The 18,171-nt window shown below is 67.7% G+C and carries 18 protein-coding genes; 10 read left to right on the forward strand and 8 right to left on the reverse strand.

Features of this window, described 5'->3' with window-relative positions:
• The 7 genes from NV2_RS02225 to NV2_RS02255 are packed head-to-tail and all read left to right on the forward strand — an operon-like array spanning position 1 to position 7,671.
• Positions 1-909, forward strand: a complete 909-nt coding sequence (locus tag NV2_RS02225) for a beta-ketoacyl-[acyl-carrier-protein] synthase family protein (protein ID WP_067868342.1) — start codon at positions 1-3, stop codon at positions 907-909.
• Positions 906-2,576 carry a fatty acid CoA ligase family protein gene (locus NV2_RS02230; RefSeq protein WP_067868345.1) on the forward strand — a complete coding sequence of 557 codons (1,671 nt, stop codon included), beginning with the start codon at positions 906-908 and terminating at the stop codon, positions 2,574-2,576. The genes NV2_RS02225 and NV2_RS02230 overlap by 4 nt, the downstream gene beginning before the upstream one ends.
• On the forward strand, positions 2,573-2,863 hold the full coding sequence (locus tag NV2_RS02235) for a hypothetical protein (RefSeq protein ID WP_067868348.1): 291 nt from the start codon (positions 2,573-2,575) through the stop codon (positions 2,861-2,863). Before NV2_RS02230 ends, NV2_RS02235 begins: the two co-directional genes overlap by 4 nt.
• Entirely contained in the window at positions 2,860-3,900 is a 1,041-nt protein-coding gene (locus NV2_RS02240; RefSeq protein WP_067868351.1) for an NAD-dependent epimerase/dehydratase family protein, read from the forward strand. Before NV2_RS02235 ends, NV2_RS02240 begins: the two co-directional genes overlap by 4 nt.
• A gap of 20 nt (positions 3,901-3,920) precedes the next feature.
• Positions 3,921-5,114 (forward strand): peptide synthetase, encoded by a 1,194-nt coding sequence (locus NV2_RS02245; RefSeq protein WP_067868353.1) that lies wholly within the window; start codon positions 3,921-3,923, stop codon positions 5,112-5,114.
• Entirely contained in the window at positions 5,111-7,255 is a 2,145-nt protein-coding gene (locus tag NV2_RS02250; protein WP_067868357.1) for an MMPL family transporter, read from the forward strand. The genes NV2_RS02245 and NV2_RS02250 overlap by 4 nt, the downstream gene beginning before the upstream one ends.
• Positions 7,252-7,671 (forward strand): PaaI family thioesterase, encoded by a 420-nt coding sequence (locus tag NV2_RS02255; protein ID WP_067868360.1) that lies wholly within the window; start codon positions 7,252-7,254, stop codon positions 7,669-7,671. The genes NV2_RS02250 and NV2_RS02255 overlap by 4 nt, the downstream gene beginning before the upstream one ends.
• Positions 7,672-7,677: 6 nt before the next feature.
• Here the strand turns inward: NV2_RS02255 and NV2_RS02260 are convergent, their stop codons facing one another.
• Positions 7,678-8,556 carry a quinone oxidoreductase family protein gene (locus NV2_RS02260; protein ID WP_067868363.1) on the reverse strand — a complete coding sequence of 293 codons (879 nt, stop codon included), beginning with the start codon at positions 8,554-8,556 and terminating at the stop codon, positions 7,678-7,680.
• A 203-nt stretch (positions 8,557-8,759) separates the two neighbouring features.
• On the opposite strand from NV2_RS02260, the gene NV2_RS02265 reads away from it, so the two are divergent.
• The 3 genes from NV2_RS02265 to NV2_RS02275 all read left to right on the forward strand — a co-directional run bounded on the left by NV2_RS02265 (position 8,760) and on the right by NV2_RS02275 (position 10,426).
• Positions 8,760-9,428, forward strand: a complete 669-nt coding sequence (locus NV2_RS02265; protein ID WP_067868366.1) for a TetR/AcrR family transcriptional regulator — start codon at positions 8,760-8,762, stop codon at positions 9,426-9,428.
• A 57-nt stretch (positions 9,429-9,485) separates the two neighbouring features.
• Complete coding sequence (locus NV2_RS02270; protein WP_067868369.1) at positions 9,486-10,076, forward strand: HdeD family acid-resistance protein; 591 nt, start codon at positions 9,486-9,488, stop codon at positions 10,074-10,076.
• A gap of 86 nt (positions 10,077-10,162) precedes the next feature.
• Positions 10,163-10,426 (forward strand): GlsB/YeaQ/YmgE family stress response membrane protein, encoded by a 264-nt coding sequence (locus tag NV2_RS02275; RefSeq protein ID WP_067868371.1) that lies wholly within the window; start codon positions 10,163-10,165, stop codon positions 10,424-10,426.
• A gap of 31 nt (positions 10,427-10,457) precedes the next feature.
• On the opposite strand, the gene NV2_RS02280 is transcribed toward NV2_RS02275, so the two are convergent.
• The 7 genes from NV2_RS02280 to NV2_RS02310 form a co-directional block, all read right to left on the reverse strand.
• A complete protein-coding gene (locus NV2_RS02280; protein ID WP_067869214.1) occupies positions 10,458-11,501 on the reverse strand; it encodes an MCE family protein in 1,044 nt (347 codons plus the stop codon).
• Positions 11,502-11,786: 285 nt separating this feature from the next.
• Positions 11,787-12,995: a hypothetical protein gene (locus NV2_RS02285; protein WP_067868375.1), complete on the reverse strand. Its 1,209-nt coding sequence runs from the start codon at positions 12,993-12,995 to the stop codon at positions 11,787-11,789.
• 274 nt (positions 12,996-13,269) lie between these two features.
• Positions 13,270-13,623, reverse strand: a complete 354-nt coding sequence (locus NV2_RS02290) for a hypothetical protein (protein ID WP_067868378.1) — start codon at positions 13,621-13,623, stop codon at positions 13,270-13,272.
• A 130-nt stretch (positions 13,624-13,753) separates the two neighbouring features.
• Positions 13,754-14,665: a short-chain dehydrogenase/reductase gene (locus NV2_RS02295; protein ID WP_245662397.1), complete on the reverse strand. Its 912-nt coding sequence runs from the start codon at positions 14,663-14,665 to the stop codon at positions 13,754-13,756.
• Positions 14,662-16,173 carry a flavin-containing monooxygenase gene (locus NV2_RS02300; protein ID WP_067868381.1) on the reverse strand — a complete coding sequence of 504 codons (1,512 nt, stop codon included), beginning with the start codon at positions 16,171-16,173 and terminating at the stop codon, positions 14,662-14,664. Before NV2_RS02300 ends, NV2_RS02295 begins: the two co-directional genes overlap by 4 nt.
• Positions 16,174-16,208: 35 nt before the next feature.
• Complete coding sequence (locus NV2_RS02305) at positions 16,209-17,279, reverse strand: PDR/VanB family oxidoreductase (protein ID WP_067868384.1); 1,071 nt, start codon at positions 17,277-17,279, stop codon at positions 16,209-16,211.
• Positions 17,276-18,151 carry a metal-dependent hydrolase gene (locus tag NV2_RS02310; RefSeq protein ID WP_067868387.1) on the reverse strand — a complete coding sequence of 292 codons (876 nt, stop codon included), beginning with the start codon at positions 18,149-18,151 and terminating at the stop codon, positions 17,276-17,278. The genes NV2_RS02305 and NV2_RS02310 overlap by 4 nt, the downstream gene beginning before the upstream one ends.
• Between the last annotated feature and the right edge of the window lie 20 nt (positions 18,152-18,171).

An 18,171-nucleotide genomic window follows, 5' to 3' on the forward strand; every position in this document is an offset into this window, starting at 1 on the left:
ATGGGCGTACGCATCGCATCCACCGGAATCAGCCGCGCGAACGGCACATTCAGCATCGTCGAGCACAGCGGCCGGGCCGCGCGGCACAGCCTGGAGCGGGCCGGAGTCACACCGAGCCAAGTCGGTGTGCTCATCAACACCGGAATCTTCCGCGATTCCAATACCGTGGAACCCGCGGTCGCCGCGCTGATCCAGAAGGAGGCCGGCATCGGGCTGGACTACGAGTTCGGCGATCCGCGCTCGTTCTCCTTCGATCTGATGAACGGCGCCACCGGCGTGCTCAACGCGGTCCAGGTCGCGCAGTCGATCCTCGAGACCGCCGGTGCCGGGCATGTTCTGATCGTCTCCGGCGACACCCACCCTTCGCTCACCCGCTCGGCAGCCGACGACGAATTCCCCTACGCGACCTCCGGTGGCGCCCTGCTGCTCGAATATGCCGACGGCACCGCGGGTTTCGACCGCGTACACACCGTCAACGGCGACGGCGGCCCGCTGGTGGAGTCCTACGTGGACACCGCCACCATGGGCACCGTCGGCCGCGGGCTGATGACGGTGGAACGCGAGCCCGGCTACGAGAGCCGGCTGCTGGAGATCGCGACCGAAGCGGGCCGCCGGGCCCTCGATGCCGTCGCCGGCGTCGATCCCGCCACCACCGTCCTGATCTCCTCCACACCGACGCCGAAGTTCCCGCACCTGCTGGCCGATGCGCTCGGCCTCGGCGCGGTACGCACCCCCGATCTGTCCGAGGGCGATCCGCACACCGCTGCCCTGCCGCTGGCCTACCACTCTGCGGTGGAAGAGGATTCGCTGTCGGCGTACACCACCGTACTGTTCGTGGCGGCCGGTGCGGGGCCCTCCGCGGCCGCTGCGATCTACCGGTTGCCGGCGCCTGCCGATATCCCGGCATGAGCGGAACCTACTGGCAGGCGATCGACCGGTTCCGGGACGTCGTCGCGGCCGAACCCAGCCGAGTAGCAGTGCATTTCAGCGATGCAAACCGGGCCGGGGATCCGCAGTACCGTTCGCTGAGTTACGCCGAGCTCGATCAATGGTCCGACACGATCGCCGAACGGCTCGACGCCGCAGGGGTGGGTAGCAGCACCCGGACCATCGTGCTGGTGTTACCCGGCCCCGAGCTCTACGCCGTCATGCTGGGGCTGCTGAAGATCGGTGCGGTGCCCGTGGTCATCGATCCCGGGATGGGGCTACGCCGCATGCTGCGCTGCCTGCAGGCCGCCGACGCCGAAGCGTTCATCGGCATCCCGCAAGCTCATGCGGCCCGGGTGCTGTTCCGGTGGTACTTCCGGGACGTCCGTGTCGCGGTCACGGTCGGGCGACGCTGGTTCTGGCGCGGCCACACCCTCGACTCCTGGGGTCGCCGTCCCGAGGCTCCGGCACCGCGGCGCACCCCGGGCGCTGCCGAGGATCTGTTGCTCATCGCGTTCACCACCGGCAGCACCGGACCCGCCAAGGCGGTGGAGATGACCCACGGCAACCTGTCGGCGATGATCGAACAGGTCCATGCCGCACGCGACCACATCGCGCCACACACCTCACTGATCACACTGCCGCTGGTCGGTATCCTCGATCTGCTGCTCGGATCCAGATGTGTGCTGCCGCCACTGATTCCGAGCAAGGTCGGATCCACCGATCCGGCCCATGTCGCCGCGGCGATCCGGACCTTCGGGGTACGCACGTTGTTCGCCTCCCCCGCGGTGTTGATCCCGCTGCTGCGTCACCTGCAACAGTCCGGAACCGAACTGCCGACGCTGGGCAGCATCTACTCCGGTGGTGCCCCGGTCCCGGACTGGTGTATCGCGGGCCTGCGTGACGTACTGGCCGACGAGGTCCGCATCTACGCCGGCTACGGCTCCACCGAAGCGCTGCCCATGTCGATGATCGAATCGCGGGAGCTGCTGGCCGGTCCCGCCGAACGGGCACGGACCGGAGCGGGTACCTGCATCGGCCGGCCCGCCGACCGGATCCGGGCGCGAGTCGTCGCGATCACCGACGATCCGCTGCCCACCTGGACGCAGGTGCGAGCGCGCGAGGACGAACTCGAGGGTACCCGCCGGATCGGTGAACTGGTGGTGACCGGACCGAATGTGAGCACCCGGTACTACTGGCCTGCGGCAGCGAACACGACGGGCAAGATCGTCGACGGCGATACCGTGTGGCATCGCACCGGTGATCTGGCCTGGATCGACGACGCGGACCGGATCTGGTTCTGCGGCCGGAAATCCCAGCGTGTCAGCACATCGGCCGGGCTCCTGTTCACCGTGCAGATCGAGCAGATCTTCAACGCCGTGCCGGGGGTGGCCCGCACCGCACTGGTCGGGGTCGGCGCACCCGGTGCGCAGCAGCCGGTGCTCTGCGTGGAACCGGATCCCGACGCCGACCGGACCGATGTGCTGAAGGGGTTACGTGCCCGCGGTGCCGAATACCCGCTCACCGAGCCGATCACGGAGTTCCTGTGTCATCCGCAGTTCCCGGTGGACATCCGCCACAACGCCAAGATCGGGCGGGAACAGCTCGCCCGCTGGGCCGAGGCGCAACTCCGGAAGGACGCCCGATGAAAGTCCTGCTCCTGCGCCTGATTCCGATCGCGGGCTGGCTGTACCTGCTGGCGGGGCCGAAGGTGCTGGGCCGGTCCCCGCTGCTGCGCACACTGTGGTGGATCGACGCGGTACTCAGCATCGGAGTGCACGCGGCACAGATTCCCGCCGCGCTGCGGGCTACCACGGGCAGTGGCCGCTCCCGGCTGCACACCGCGGTCATGACCCAGCTCTTCGGACTGACCTGGTGGCGGACGCAACCGGGCACTGCCGGCGAACACGATGACGACGGAAAGGCCCGGTCATGAGGGCACTGGTCACCGGTGCGTCCGGATTTCTCGGCGGTGCGCTGGTGCGGCGTCTGGTCAGCGACGGCGGACACGAGGTGACCGTCCTGGCCCGGCCCACCAGCAAACTGGGTGATCTCACCGGACTCGACGGCGTGCGGGTCGCCTACGGTGATCTCACCGACGAAGCCTCTCTGGCGCGCGCCTGCGCCGGCGTCGACGTGGTCTTCCACAGCGCCGCCCGCGTCGACGAGCGTGGCACCCGGGAACAGTTCCGGAACGAGAACGTGCGCGGCACCGAGGCATTGCTGCGCTGCGCCCGTGCGGCCGGAGCCGGTCGTTTCGTCTTCATCTCCAGCCCTAGCGCGCTGATGGACCGGGACGGCGGCGACCAGCTCGAGATCGACGAATCGGTGCCTTATCCGCGGCGGTATCTGAATCTGTACTCCGAGACGAAGGCGGCCGCCGAACGTGCCGTCCTGGCCGCGAACGCCGACGGGTTCACCACCTGTGCGCTGCGTCCGCGCGCGATCTGGGGTGCGGGCGACCGGTCCGGGCCGATCGTGCGCCTGCTCGGCCGCACCGCACAGGGGCGGCTACCCGATCTGTCGTTCGGCAGGTCCGTGCAGGCCTCACTGTGTCATGTCGACAATGTCGTGCACGCCTGCCTCGGCGCCGCCGCCTCCGATCGGGTGGGCGGTAAGGCCTACTTCCTCGCCGACGCCGAGCACACCGACGTGTGGGCATTCCTGGCCGAGGTGGCGACCGGGCTCGGCTACGCACCTCCCAGCCGGACACCCGACCGCCGAGTGCTCGATGCCGCAGTGGCAGTGATCGACACGGTCTGGCGGGTACCGGTGATCGCGCGACGCTGGTCACCACCGCTGTCCCGGTACGTCGTGGCACTGATGACGCGCAGCGCCACCTACGACACCGGCGCCGCGACACGGGATTTCGGATACGCGCCGATCATGGACCGGGATCGTGGCCTGGAATTGTTCCTGGCCTGGCTCGAATCCGAAGGCGGCGTCGAACATCTCACTCGCGGCCTGCACTGACCGACTTCCAGGAGCCCAGCATGAGCACCGCCTTCCGGCGCCGGATCTCCCCCACCGAGCGTATGTACTTCCCCATGCGCGATATGGCGCCTCCGTTCCTGATGCAGCTGGCGATCCCCGGAACCGGCAGTCTCGACGCCGACCGGTTGCGCGCTGCCGTCGCCACCGCCGCGTCCGCTTGTCCCGGGGCGCGGCTGCGGCGCGACGGCAAATACTGGGTGGATACCGGTGTTGCTCCGGCAGTGCGTGAAATCTCCGGGCACACTCCGGTTTACGACCGGCTCGAAGCCGACCCGGTGCTCTGCTCCCCGATTGCTCCGACCCCGGAAACCACCTGTGAAGTACTGCTCCTGACCGGTGACCCGGTGACCGTGATCTTCCGGGTGTTCCACGGCGTGATGGACGGCATGGGCATGGTGATCTGGGCACGCAGCGTGCTCGCCGCCCTCCGTGGTGACCGGCCCGAGCGGTTCGCCGATCCCGTTGCCGACCGGGAATTGGTACGGCGACTCGGCGCCCCCGGGCGGCCCACAGCGATGATCCCGCGTTTCCGGTCCGCGGCCGGCCACGGTCGGCAGCACGCCGATCTGCCCCGGCATCTGCTGCGCCGGCGCACCATCGCCGCCGCCGTACCCGGGGCGGTCGCCCGGGTGTCGGCGCTGCTTGCCGACCACGCGGGCACCACCGCGCGCATCATGGTGCCGGTGGATCTGCGCCGCCACGATCCGCAGCTGCGGTCGACGGCGAATCTGGCATTGCCACTGTTCCTCGACATCCGGCCCGGCGAACAGTGGCTGCAGGTCCGCGACCGCATGCGCGCCGGACTGCGCGACCGGACCGAACTCGACCAGCTGGCCGCCAGTGCGATCGCCGGTGCACCACATCCGGTCAGCCGCACCGTATTGCGCGCGACGAATGCACTCGGGGCCCGCTTCGGCCGCAATCTGGCATCGGCAACGGTCTCGCACATGGGTCGATTCGATGCGGCCGAACTCGCCGTGCCCGGGTGGTCGCCCACCTCGGTGCTGGTGCTGCCGCAGCACAGTGTGGCGATGCCGCTGCTGTTCGCGATGGTGGAGTTCGACGGGCGCACCGAGCTGACGGTCTCGGCCCGAGGCGGCGCCGGGATCGAGCAGCGGCTGGAGGTGTTGCTCGATCGCATCGTCGCGGAGTTGGAGAGTGCGGCACCGCAACCGGATTCGGTGTCCCCGTGAGCCGCTGGGCGCGGCTGGTCGGCTCCCGGCCGAAGCTGGTGTTGCTGGCCGCAATCGCGGTGGCGGTGCTGGCGGGACTGTTCGGCGCGGATGTACAACAGCGGGTGAGCGCCGCCGGATTCGCCGATCCGGGCAGTGAATCCGCACTGGTCGACGAGGTGGTCACCGCCGGCCTGGGCCGGCAGAACCCGGATGTGATCGCGATCTACACCGCTCCCGAGGGCCGGAGCCTGGACAGCCTGGGCCCGCGTGTGCAGCAGGCCGTCGACGGGATCGATCCGGCATTGCTGGCCGAACCGGTGCAGACCTATTGGAACAATGCGCCGCCGCGCCAGCGCTTTCTGCGTTCGGACGACGGACGGCAGGGGCTGGCGGTCGTCTTCGCGGCGGGCGACGACAATCAGCGTATCGCCGCCTACCGCGAGATCGCCGATTCGTTGCGGATCCCGCAGGTGCAGGTCACTTTCACCGGATACAGTGCGCTCGCGGACGAGGTTGCCACCCAATCGCGCCACGATCTGATTCTCGCCGAATCCCTGTCACTGCCGGTCACCCTCGCGATTCTGGTGCTGGTCTTCGGCGGCGTCGTCGCGGCCGGACTCCCACTGCTAATCGGGGTGCTCGCGGTAGTGGGTTCACTCGGCGCCGTGGGCGTGATCGCGCATGTCACCGAGGTCAGTGTGTTCGCGGTGAACGTGGCCTCCCTGCTGGGCCTCGGCCTGGCCATCGACTACGGTCTGTTCGTGGTGACCCGTTTCCGCGAGGAGCTCGCCACGGGCGCCGACGTCCCCGCCGCGGTGGCCCGCACGATGGCTACCGCCGGTCGTACGGTCGCATTTTCGGCGCTGCTGTTGGCCTGCGCATTCGCGGGCACCTTCGTTTTTCCGCAGGCGGTGCTGCGGTCGCTGGGTTTCGGTGCCGTCGCGGCGGTCCTGCTCGCAGCCGGCCTGTCGCTGACCGTGCTGCCGGCCGCGCTGACCCTGCTCGGGCATCGGATCGGTGCGTGGAGTTGGCGCACGGACGCCTTCGAGCGCGGGCAGCTGCGCACCCGACGCTGGTGGAGGCGGGTCGTCGACGCAGTGGTGCGGCGGCCCGGGATCGTCGCGGTCACGGTCGGCGGACTGCTCCTGGTGCTGGCAACACCGGTTCTCGGCGTCCGTCTCGGCGATGTGGACCATACGGCGCTCCCCGCGGGCAATGCGGTGCGGACCGGTGTCGATGAGCTCGCTGCACGATTCCCCGCGGCCGGCAGCGGCGCCACCGTGCTGCTGCGCGGCGACGGCGCTCCACCGAATTCCGCACCCACCGCCGCGGCGATCCGCGCCCTCGAAGACGTATCCGGTGTGCACGAGGTGATGCGCCTGGCCACCGTGGACGATGCGGTGGTCCTGCATGCCTCGCTCGACGATCCGGATCGTTCCGCGTCCGCGACCGAAACCGTCACGCGCATCAGAGATCTCGACCTTCCCGAAGGGGTGCGGATGCAGGTCGGTGGCGAATCCGCGGCCACCGTCGACAGTGTCGCGGCCATCACCGCCAGGATGCCGTGGATGATCGCCGTCATGGTCGCGGCCACCCTGGTGCTGCTCGGGGTGGCCTTCCGGTCGGCGGTACTGCCGTTGAAGGCGGTGTTGCTGGCATTCCTCAGTCTGTCGGCGACCTTCGGTGTGCTCGCCTGGATCTTCTGGCAGGGGCACCTCGCCGATGTCCTGCAGGTGAGTGTGGGGCCGCTGTCCGCGGGCATGATGGTGCTGATCATCGCCGTGGTCTTCGGATTGTCGACCGATTACGAGGTGTTCCTGCTCTCCCGGATGGTGGAGGCCCGGCAGGCGGGGGCGACCACGGTCGACGCCGTGCGGTCGGGCACGGTGCATACCGCACGTGTCATCACCGCCGCTGCGCTGCTGCTGGTGTTCATCACCGGTGCGTTCACCTTGTCCCCGTTGACTCCGATGCGTTTTCTCGGGCTGGGCATGATCGTCGCGCTGATCATCGACGCCACCCTGGTGCGCATGCTGCTGGTTCCGGCACTGGTCACCCTGATGGGCCCGGTGAACTGGTGGCCGATGCGACGCCCGGCGCCCGACCGTGCACCCGGTGATGGACGGGATGCGCCGCAGGGGGCAAGCTCGAGCGCATGACCGATTCCGAAGTCTCCACCGATGTCGAGGGCACCACGCTGTTCCACAGCACCATGCCGTTCACGGCCGAACTGGGTGTCGAGGTTCTCGAGCACGGACCGAAACTGGTGCGCAGCCGGATCGCCTGGGACGAACGCCTGTGCACACTGGGTGGTGCACTGCACGGCGGAGTGCTGATGTCGCTGGCCGATGCCACCGCCGCCGTGTGCGCCTACCTGAACCTGCCGGACGGAGCACAGGGCACCACCACCGTGGAGTCCAAGACGAATTTCCTGCGCGCGGTCCGGTCCGGATACGCGGTGGCCTCGTCCACGCCGCTGCACGCCGGCCGCAGCTTCATCGTCGTGGAGACCGAAATCCACAACGACGCGGCACAGCTGGTCGGCAAGGTGACCCAGACCCAAGCCGTGCTCTGAGGCCGCTCATCGCGTGGTGATCGCCATCCGCCCGAGGGTACGGCGGGCGGCGATCTCGGCGATGACGCCGGCCAGCCCGGCCCGCTCGGCGATCCGAACCCGCGGCCGCAACGCCTTCTCCCGCAGCAGTTTCCACATCTGCTCCCGCCATTGCCGGACGAGTTCGGGCCGGGTGCGGGACGGCAGGGCGACGGAGAACGCGGTGACGGTCTTGCACTCACCCAGCAGTGTGGCGGCATCCACGGCGCCGCCGGCGGCGCTGAAGGCCACCAGCACACCGTACGGTGCGAGCTGATCCACCCCGCGCTGCACCAGCTTCCCTCCGACGCCGTCGAGTACGACATCGACGGCCGGTGGCCACTGCTCGTCGTAGGTGACGACGTCGTCGGCGCCGCAGTCCCGAACGAATCCCGCTTTGTCCGCCGAACCCACCGCGGCCGTCACCCGCGCGGCCCCCGCCGCACGGGCCAGTTGCAGCGCGAGATGCCCGCATCCACTGGCCGCCCCGGTGATCAGTACCGATTTTCCCGCCACCGATCCCGCGGCGTGCAGCGCACCCGAGGCAACCAGGCCGCCACGCACCACGGCCAGTGCCTCGGCGGAGCCGACACCCTCGGGTATCGCGGTGACCAATGCGGGGGCGGCACAGACGTGGTCGTCGTAGACGGATTCGAAGACCACCCCTCCGATGCGGCGCCCGAGCCACTCGGAATCGGTATCGTCCCCGACGGCGACGACCGTGCCGACCATCTCCCCGCCCGGGTCGGCCACCGGATCGGCGCGCAGCATCCGGACGGTGCCGATTCCGACACCGGCCAACTCGACCCGGACCAGCAGTTGCCCCGGACCGGGCTGCGGCCGAGGACGATCGACGCACTGCGCCATCGAGCTGCCGTCTGGCCCAGCCGAGAATCGAATGCCCTGCACGACGCCGCCTTTCGAGGTCAGTGCGCGAGTACCGGATCTGCGGTCTGCCGGGAGCGTCGGCGGATCGAGATCAGCGCACAAAAACTTACTACGAGAGTAATTTTATGTCCGTACACATACTAGGGCAAGAGTATTTTTACCCTCGTAGTAACATTGCTGCCATGACCAGTACGACCCCCGGTCTCCGAGCGACGAAGAAGCAGCAGACGCGCCAGGAAATCTCCGACGCCGCGACCCGCCTGTTCATCGAGCACGGCTTCGAGCCGACCACGATCGCGCAGATCGCCGCCGCCGCGCGCGTGGCGAAGAAGACCGTGACCAATTACTTCCCCCGCAAGGAAGACCTGGCGCTGGACCGGCACGAGCACTTCGTCGCCGCACTCGCCGACGCCGTGACCGCGCGCCGCGCCGGCGAATCGGCCCTGACCGCGCTACGCACCCGATTCCATCGAGCCGCGCAAACCTACGACGCCGACGCCGGATTCTCGGGGCCACAGTTCAGCCGGATGCTCACCACCAGCCCCACCCTTACCGCACGCCTGCGCGAGCTACAGGACCTGCGCGAACACGCCCTGGCCGCAGCGCTTCCCGGTGACGACCTGATGCGCCGTGCCGCCGCCGCACAACTCGGCGCGGCACATCGCCTGCTGTTCCAGCGCATTCAGGAGCTCCAACTGGCACACCTGCCACGACCCGACATCACCGCAACCATGACCGCCGAGGCCGAGCGGATCTTCGACCTGCTCGAGCCTGCGTTCGGCACCTACGGAGTGGACCGGATCACCGCGACAGGCGAATCACCCCACGGGGACCGTCCCACGGCACCGTAACCCTTCCGAGACTGGTTAATCATTCGCTACCCCACCTGCCGGACTTATTCTGCCCACATGACAACCAGCAAAGAATCAGTTTCCGAAGGGCCACTGCATCTGCTGGCCCGCGGCGCATGGCAATCGATGGTGGTCATCGGGTTGCTGTCGGTAGTGGTCGGCATCATCGTGCTGATCTGGCCCGGCCCGACACTCGCGGTGGCCGGGGTGCTGTTCGGCATCTATCTGCTGATCTCCGGGATCCTGCAGCTGGTTGCCGCCTTCGGCCCGCACGTCGGCACCGGTTACCGGGTGCTGACTCTCATCAGTGGCATCCTGTCGTTCATCCTGGCCTTCCTGTGCTTCCGCAGTATCGGTAGCTCCCTGGTCCTGCTGGGCCTGTGGATCGGCATCAGCTGGCTGTTCCGCGGCATCTCGGCAATGGTGGCGGGAGCCGAAGCACCGGAGGGGGTTCCGGGACGTGGCTGGTCGGTCCTGTTCGGGGTATTGCTGCTGATCGGCGGGATCGCACTGGTGGTCTGGCCGATTCACTCGATCACGGTGCTGGCGCTGGTGGTGGGCTGGTGGCTGATCTTCATGGGCGCGATGGAGATCGTGTACGCGATCGAAGTCCGCCTCGTCGCGAAGAAAACCCCCGCCTCTCTGTAGCCCGCACCGCCGGTGCGGGTGCGCGACTCCCGGTCTGTTGCTACCGTCGGATTCCGACATTCCGGTTGCCAGCAAGGAGATTCACCATGGGAATCATCACGATGATCATCATCGGCCTCATCGCCGGCGCCATCGCACGTCTACTGGTCCCCGGTAAGGAGGACTTCGGCTGGATCATGACGATCGTTCTCGGCATCGTCGGTGGTTATGTCGGCGGCACCCTGGGCAGTCTGGTCTTCGCCCCGCACAAGTTCGACTTGCGTCCGCCGGTCGAGCACAGCTTCATCGGCGCCATCATCGGTGCCGTGATCATCCTGATCATCTACAAGGCGGTTCGCAGCCGCACCTAGTCACCGCTCCCCGGCCCGGCGGCACGCCGGGTCAGGGACGGCAGACCTCCGACTGGGAGTGTCCGCCGATCTGCGAAAATATCCCGCGGGGGAACAGAATTCCGTAGAGCGAGACATCCAGCGAGCACACATAGGCGTTCGCGTAGGCGCCGTCCTGGGTGAACTTCCCGACATCGGAGAGAATCCCGGGGAGGTCGATGGCAGCCTGATCCAGTTTCGCTCCGTTGTCGATCAGCAGGGTCAGCGCATCATGCGTGGCGTTCTGCACCGGCGCGAGCCGCGGCTGCACCTGGGAGACCATTCGCACCAGACTGTCACTGGCGGTGGCGATCTGCGTCGTCGACGCCAGCAGCGACTGCCCCTGATCGTAGAGGCCGCCGATCAACGCCCTGGTCTGGGTGATCAACGTTTCCAGCTCGCCGCTGCGCCGGGCCAGCCCCGACATGACGCCGGACAGATTGGTGATGATGTCGCCGAGGATCGCGTCCCGGCGTTGGAAGTCCGTGGCCAGGCCCGCGGCCTGGGTGATGAAGGTGGACAACGAGACCCCGTCGCCCTGCAGCGCTTGAATGAGAGTCATCGACAGGTCGTTGACCTTCGCGGGCTCCAGGTTCTCGAACAGCGGCTGGAAACCGTTGAGGAATCCGGAGATGTCGAACGACGGTTCGGTGCGCTCCACCGGGATCCGGGCGCCGGAGCGCAGCAGCCGCGCATCGGGAGCACTTCCGGGGGCCAGCGCCACGTAGCGCTGCCCGATCAGGTTCTGATAGCGGACCAGGGCTTTGGTATCGGTGAACAGGTGCTGATCACGCTGCACCTCGAACGTCACCCGAGCCAGATGCTTATTGGTCGCCTCGTCGCGCTGCAATCCGATCGCGGTCACTTTCCCCACCCGCACCCCCGCGATGCGCACATCGTCGTTGGGACGTAATCCGAGCACATCGGTGAAGATCGCGGTGTAGGTGTCGGTCGACCCTTTCACCGTGCGCGCCAACGTATTCCAGATCACGACGGTGACCAGAACCGACACGATCGCGAATATGCCGAACCCGAGAGCCTGCTTGCGGATACTCATCGGCATCCGGAACCACGAACGAGCAAACCACGCCTCCTCGAACTTCCCTGCGAAACCCGAACATCGGCCATGCTTGTGGTAATCGCAGGTAGAGTAGTCGGCCGCGCGATCGTGTGACCTGCGCCACGCCGCAGCGAAGGCAGGTGGATCGGATCATCCGACCGGAGCGAGACGAGGGACCGCACAAGACAACAGCCCGGCGCCGAAGCGCCGGGCTGTTGTGCGGCCGGAATGTTCTGTATGTCCGCCGGGTGGACGGTCGGGGACCCTCGGGTACGGACCCGATCAGTCGATGATCGTGCCGTTCGCGGCGGCCCGCTGCTTGGCGGCCCGGGCACGTTTGCGCTCGGCCCGCAGTTCGGCGAGTTCCTGTTCGAGGGTGTCGGCGATACGGAACTGGCCGGTGTCGTAATCGGCCAGCGGATCCTCGTCGGCCAGATCGGCTTTCGCCGATTTCTTCCCACCGTCGGCATCCGAATCGGAATCGGAGCGGCTGCTCGGCGTCTTCTTCGGAGTCCAGATATCGGGCTCGACCACCGGGTCGACCGTTTCCACGGTCTCGGCCGTGTCGGCCGGCTCCGCCGAATCCGCGGCAGTGGCTGCGGCCGGCTTGGCCTCGTCGGCGCCCGGCAATGCTGCCATCGACGACGTCGGCCGGGTGTCGGGTGCGGACTGACGGATGAAGCTGACGAAGGTCGGCATGGTGCGGCGGATCTGCTCGGCCGGGTCGGGGAGGTCCCGTACCTGTTCGGTCGCCTGCAGAATGGCCTGGCCGTACCGCTGACTGGCCGCGTCGTGCACCAGCAGCGCGACACCGATCATCACCGGCGCCACCGCGTGGACACCGACGTTGTACCAGTCACCGCCACGCAGATACGGGTAGGTGTTGAGACCGACGGTCAATGCCAGCAGCGCCAATTCGGCCAGTGCGACCTGGCGGCGACTCTGCAGGATGCCCCATTCGGAGACCTTGTTGGTACCGATCATGATCACGACCAGACACACGCTGATCATGGCCTCGAGCAGGTAGCTGAACCAGTACAGCGGATCGGTGGGACCACCGGGGGCGATGTTGTGCTGCACGTTGACCGCGGACCACAGCATGCCGGCGACGACGACACCCGCGAGGGCACGCATCGACCACGCACGGTGTCGGTACAGCGAGGCCAGTTTGGCGTGGGGGCTCGATTCCCGCCGCTGAGCCGCAATTGCCTTGCGGGCCATCAACAGATCTCGCATATCGGCCTTCGCGATCGCTTCGGAGGTCTGCCTGGCGCGGTCGGATGTGGACGCCGCGGCCTGCACATTCTTCCAGCGCTGCTCGCGCTCCTGTTCACGAATTTTCTCCGCGAGGTCACGTTCGGCGTGAAGCTCGTTCTCCGAGAGAGCCTCGGTCAACGCCGGATCGAACTGATAAGCCAACCGCCCGCGGGCCTTCTCGACCCGGCGTGCGAGCTGTCCGACCTCGTCTTCTCCGGGGGATTCGACGGTCAACTAGACCACCGCCCGGTGTGAAACGGTGGCCGACAGGTGTTCACGAAGTGAGAACGGCACATGCCATTCATAGTCGATGAACCGCCATATGCGAAACTGCGGATTTGCCGTAACGCCAGACTTATTCGGTTTGCGTCGGCGTGTCGCTCGCGGCACGCCGACGCAAACTCCTGGACAACCACCACATTCGGCGTGATACGGCGCCGGCGGAGCTCCGGTACGCGAGATCAGGCCGCCGCAGCGGCCGGGATATCGGGCCTCGGCGGCAGCGAGATCAGGCTGCGGCGGCAGCGACGGCGAGACGACCCCGGACCTCGTCCGCATCCGCCACGTCGACGACGATCCGGCTGAATTCGGTACCGGACAATTCGATTCGGATACCGCGACCGTCGAACCTGGTGTCCCAGAATTCCTTGCGGCCACGGCCCCGGAAGACTCCGGCCGCGATCACGCCCGGGAAGAAGGTGCCCGGCGCGCGCATCCACGGCGGCCGCAGATCCACTTCCGCCGGCGCGATCTCACGCACGTGCGACAGATCGAAACTCACCCGTTCGCACAAAGCGAGGACCCGATGGGCGCCCCGAATCTCGACGGTGACCTTCGTACCAGTGATCTCGATGTCGACCATCGCGCACCCCATCTCGCCGAGTTTCGTCCTCGGTATCCATGGTGCCGACCGGTCCTGACCGGAAACTGTGGCGTTCCTATGATTTTTCTCAGATTCTCCGCCGGTCCGACGCGGGCCGCGGTACCGGGAACTACCGGGCGCGATCGGCGAGGATGCGCTGTTCGAGCCGCTGGGTCAGGGTGCGCACCCGCTTGTCGACGCTGAGTTTGTGGTCGAGCGCCACATTCACCACCCCTCGGAGCAGGGCGTAGGGCTCCCACCCCACCGGCGCCACCGCACGGGCGGAGCGATTCTCGATCGCCCCGGCGATCACCTCGGCGGCCTGCCGCGCCGTGATGCGCTGATCGAGCGGCCACGGCAACAGCGCACCGATATCGGCGCCCAGTTCGTCCTCGTCGAGCGTGCCGTGGGTCATGGCGGTCTCCACCACACCGAAGTAGACGATCCCCGCGGTGGCGCCGGTGCCACCCAGTTCGACGCGCAGCGCACGGCCCAGCTGCTCCACCCCGGCCTTGCTCACCATGTACGGCGAACCGCCCATACCGGGTGCGAAGGCGGCGCACGAGGACACCACCACCACATGACCTTTCGCGGCGATCACATCGTCGAGCGCGGGCTGGACGGTGTTGAAGGCGCCGGTGAGATTGATCGCCAGCACCCGATCGAATTCCTCGGGATCCAATAGTCGTACCGTGGCCGGGCGCGGCACCACGCCGGCATTCGCCACGACCACGTCGATCCGGCCGAACCCCTCGCGCACCTGTGCGATCGCGGCGCGCACCCCGGCGCGGTCGGCGACGTCCACAGCGATGCCGACCGCACGCACCCCCAGCGCGGCGGCACGAGCGCGGACCGCATCGGCGTCGATATCGAGCAGGGCGACATAGGCGCCGCGCCGGTGCAGCAGCCGTCCCAGTTCGTCACCGATCCCCGCGGCACCGCCGGTGATCACCACAACCCGGTCCTGTAGGTCGATCCGCTCCCCACCACCGATGACCGGAGCCAGCAGGGTACGCATCATGTCGAAGGGGCCTGTGATCATCGGATTTCACTCATCTCTGCGGTCCGCTGCTCGTGCGGGGTCAGCCGGTAGGAGTCCGGGTCGAAGGCCGCCACGCGGCGGCGATATTCGAAACTCCAGTTCGGGTACAACCCGGCGTTGTCACCCTTGTCGGTGGTGTAGTAACTGTCGCAGCCGCCGCCCAGCCAGACCGTATCGCGGCTGCGCCGGCTCATCTCGTCCAGGAAACGTTCCTGGACCGAGGTCCGGACCTCCACTCGCTCGATCTCGTTGTCACGCAGGGTCCGCAGCGCATCCACGATATAGGCGATCTGCGATTCGATCATGAAGATCGCGGACTGGTTCCCCGCGGCCCCGAACGGCCCGAGGGTGAGGAACATGTTCGGGAAGCCCGCGATCGCCGCGCCCAGATAGCTGCTGGGCCGGCGCCGGTAGTGATCGGCCACCGAGAGACCGCCGGTGCCCACGATGCGGTCGTAGAGCTGCGGTATCGCACCGAAGCCGGTCCCCCACACGATGGTGTCGATCTCGTGTTCCACCCCGTCGGAGGTGAGGATCGAATGTTCCCGGATCTCGGCGATCGATGCCGTCACCACGTCCACGTTGTCCCGGGTGAGCGCCGGATAGTAGGCATCGGAGAAGATCGCGCGCTTACAGCCGATCATGTAGTCGGGAGTCAGGGTGCGCCGCAGTCCGCGATCGTGGACCTGGCGGCGCAGCTGTGCCCCGGACAGGGTCTGGAAGATGTGCCGGAACCGGCGGTCCACGAATCCGACCAGACCGAAACTCTCGATGCCCGCGTAGTAGGCTCCGCGCAATGCGGTGCCCAGCAGCGGCATCCGGCGCAGCAGTGCGCGCTCGACGCCCAGGGTCGGCCGGTCCAGCCGGGACACGATCCACGGCGCCGAGCGCTGGAATACCGTGAGCTGCTGCGCCTTCGGCGCGATCTCCGGAATGAACTGCACCGCCGAGGCTCCGGTGCCGATCACCGCGACGCGCTCACCGGTCAGGTCGTGGTCGTGGTTCCAGTGCAGCGAGTGGAACTGGGTGCCGCCGAAGTTGTCCCGGCCCGGCATGTTCGGGATCTTCGCCTCGCTGAACGGGCCGACCGCCGAGATCAGCACATCGGCGCTGAGCATTCCCCGGTTCGTCCGCACGGTCCAGCGTCGCTGCGTCTCGTCCCATTCGGCATGCTCGACATCGGTACCGAATCGCATGTGCCGGATCGCGTCGTGTTCGTGCGCCACCCCGCGCAGATAGGCCAGGATCTCCGGCTGCTTGCCGTAGGTGCGTGACCAGTCGGGGTTGGGGGCGAAAGAATAGGAATACAGATGTGAGGGCACATCGCAGGCACATCCGGGATAGGTGTTGGCCTGCCAGGTGCCGCCCAGATCGTCGGCGCGTTCGAGGATCAGGAAGTCCTCGAATCCGGCCGCGCCCAGTGCGGCGGCGAGGCCGATTCCGGCGACACCGGCGCCGATGATCGCGATCGGGGTGTGTTCGACGGGTGCGCTGTCCGAACCTGCCATCGTCGAATTCCTTTCGGTGCGGGTGCGGAGCTCGCTCACAACTCGAGTTCGAGTGTGTCGCCGGCGGCGCGGGAGACGCAGGTGAGCATGGTGTTCTGTCGTTCGTCCGGAGCCAGGCGCCGGTCGCGGTGGTCGACCTCGCCGGCGCGTACCCGGACCGCGCAGGTGCCACAGAAGCCCTGCCGGCAGGAGTACGGCGTGTCGGGCAGAACCCTGGTGATGGCGGTCAGTGCCGATTCGTCGGCACCGACGTCCACGCTGCGGTCGCTGCGCACCAGCTCGATGCGGAACGGCTTACCGTGCAGGACCGGCGGTGGCGAGAATCGCTCGAGGTGCATCGATACGGTCGGGTCCTGGGCGGCGGGTGTCGCCAGTGCCGCCGCCATCAACGGTGGCGGTCCGCAGACGTAGACGGCTGCGCCGCTCGGTACGCCGGCCAGGATCTCGTCGAGGTCCGCGATGCCGAATTCGTCGTCGGGCCGGATCTCGAGCCTGCCGCCGCGGCGGGCCGACAACTCGGCCAGGAACGGCATGCTGTCCCGGCTGCGGCCGAGATATACCAGCCGCCAGCCGATTCCGCGCCGCTCGGCGTCGGCGACCATCGGTAGCAACGGTGTGATGCCGATACCGCCGGCGACGAAGACGTAGTGCGGTGCGTCGATATGGGAGAAGGCGTTGCGCGGTCCCCGGATGCGCAGCCGGTCGCCCACGGACAGGGCGCGATGGATCTCCTCGGAGCCCCCGTTCCCGTCGGGCAGGCGGCGCACGGCGATGCGGTAGGACCCGCGGTCGGCCGGATCGCCGTTGAGCGAATACTGTCGCAGGCGGCCCGAGGGCAACAGCACATCGATGTGCGCACCCGGGATCCAGCTGGGCAGCGAGCTCCCGTACGGCGAGACCAGGGTCAACACCACGACATCGCCCGCGTGTACCTCGCGTCGCGCGATGATCAGCTCACGCTCGAAACCGCTGCGGCGCACCGGAGCCGAGCGGGCCAGTAGCTCCGGCTCGGAGGCCACACCGCGCCGGTACAGGTCGGCGACAGCACCTATCGCCCGCAGCGGAAGCGACGGCCGATACGTCGGTCCCGCGGCTGCCGCACTCACTGCTCCCCTGCTCTCGCGGCCGGTGACTGGGCCAGATAACGCAGCGCGTTGTCCATGGGGCCGAGCTGCGAGGGGTGGAATCCGGGCCGCAGATAGCGCGGGATCTCGGTGAGGAAGGTGGACATCCGGGGAACGACGCCACGTGCGGAGGCGCTGAGGAACTGGACCGGCCAGAACCGGCCCTTGCGCGGTTCCGGATCCTTGGTGAACAGGTAGCCCCCGGCGATGAAGAACAGCACCAGCAGCGATGAACTCGCCACCAGGCCGGTGCGGGCTTTGCGCAGATATCCGCCGTCGACGTGCATGTACGCGTCGTAGACGACGCTGCGGTGTTCGACTTCCTCGGCGCCGTGCCACCGGATCAGGTCCAGCATCACCGGATGCATGTTCTTGGCCTCGAGGATATCGTTGCCGAGCAGCCATTCGCCGATCACCGCGGTGTAGTGCTCCATCCCCGCGAACAGGCCCAGCCGTTCGCACAGCCACTGATGTTTGGCCCGTCCGGTCAGGCCGTTGTCACCGAGGACTCGGTCCACCAGCCACGACACGGTGTCGACCATCGGCGCCACATCCAGGCCCAGCGATTCCAGATGGCGGCGCGCCTGGGCGTGCGAGCTGGCGTGCTGGTTCTCCTGCCCGATGAACCCTTGCACCTCTTCGCGCAGGCGTTCGTCGTCGATATGGGGCAACGCCTCGGCGAGGGCAGCGGCCATCGCGCGTTCCCCTTCCGGGAGAACCAGGTGCATCACGTTGATGATGTGGGTCGCCATGACCTCGTCCGGTATGTAGTGCATCGGGACGGAGTCGAAGTCGAACCGCACGTCGCGAGCCTTGATCGCGTGGGCTTGGTCCTCGTAGACCGCTGTGTTCATGGCGCGTCCTTGCGTCTGGT

Source organism: Nocardia vermiculata NBRC 100427 (assembly GCF_001613265.1).
In the GTDB taxonomy this organism is placed as follows: domain Bacteria; phylum Actinomycetota; class Actinomycetes; order Mycobacteriales; family Mycobacteriaceae; genus Nocardia; species Nocardia vermiculata.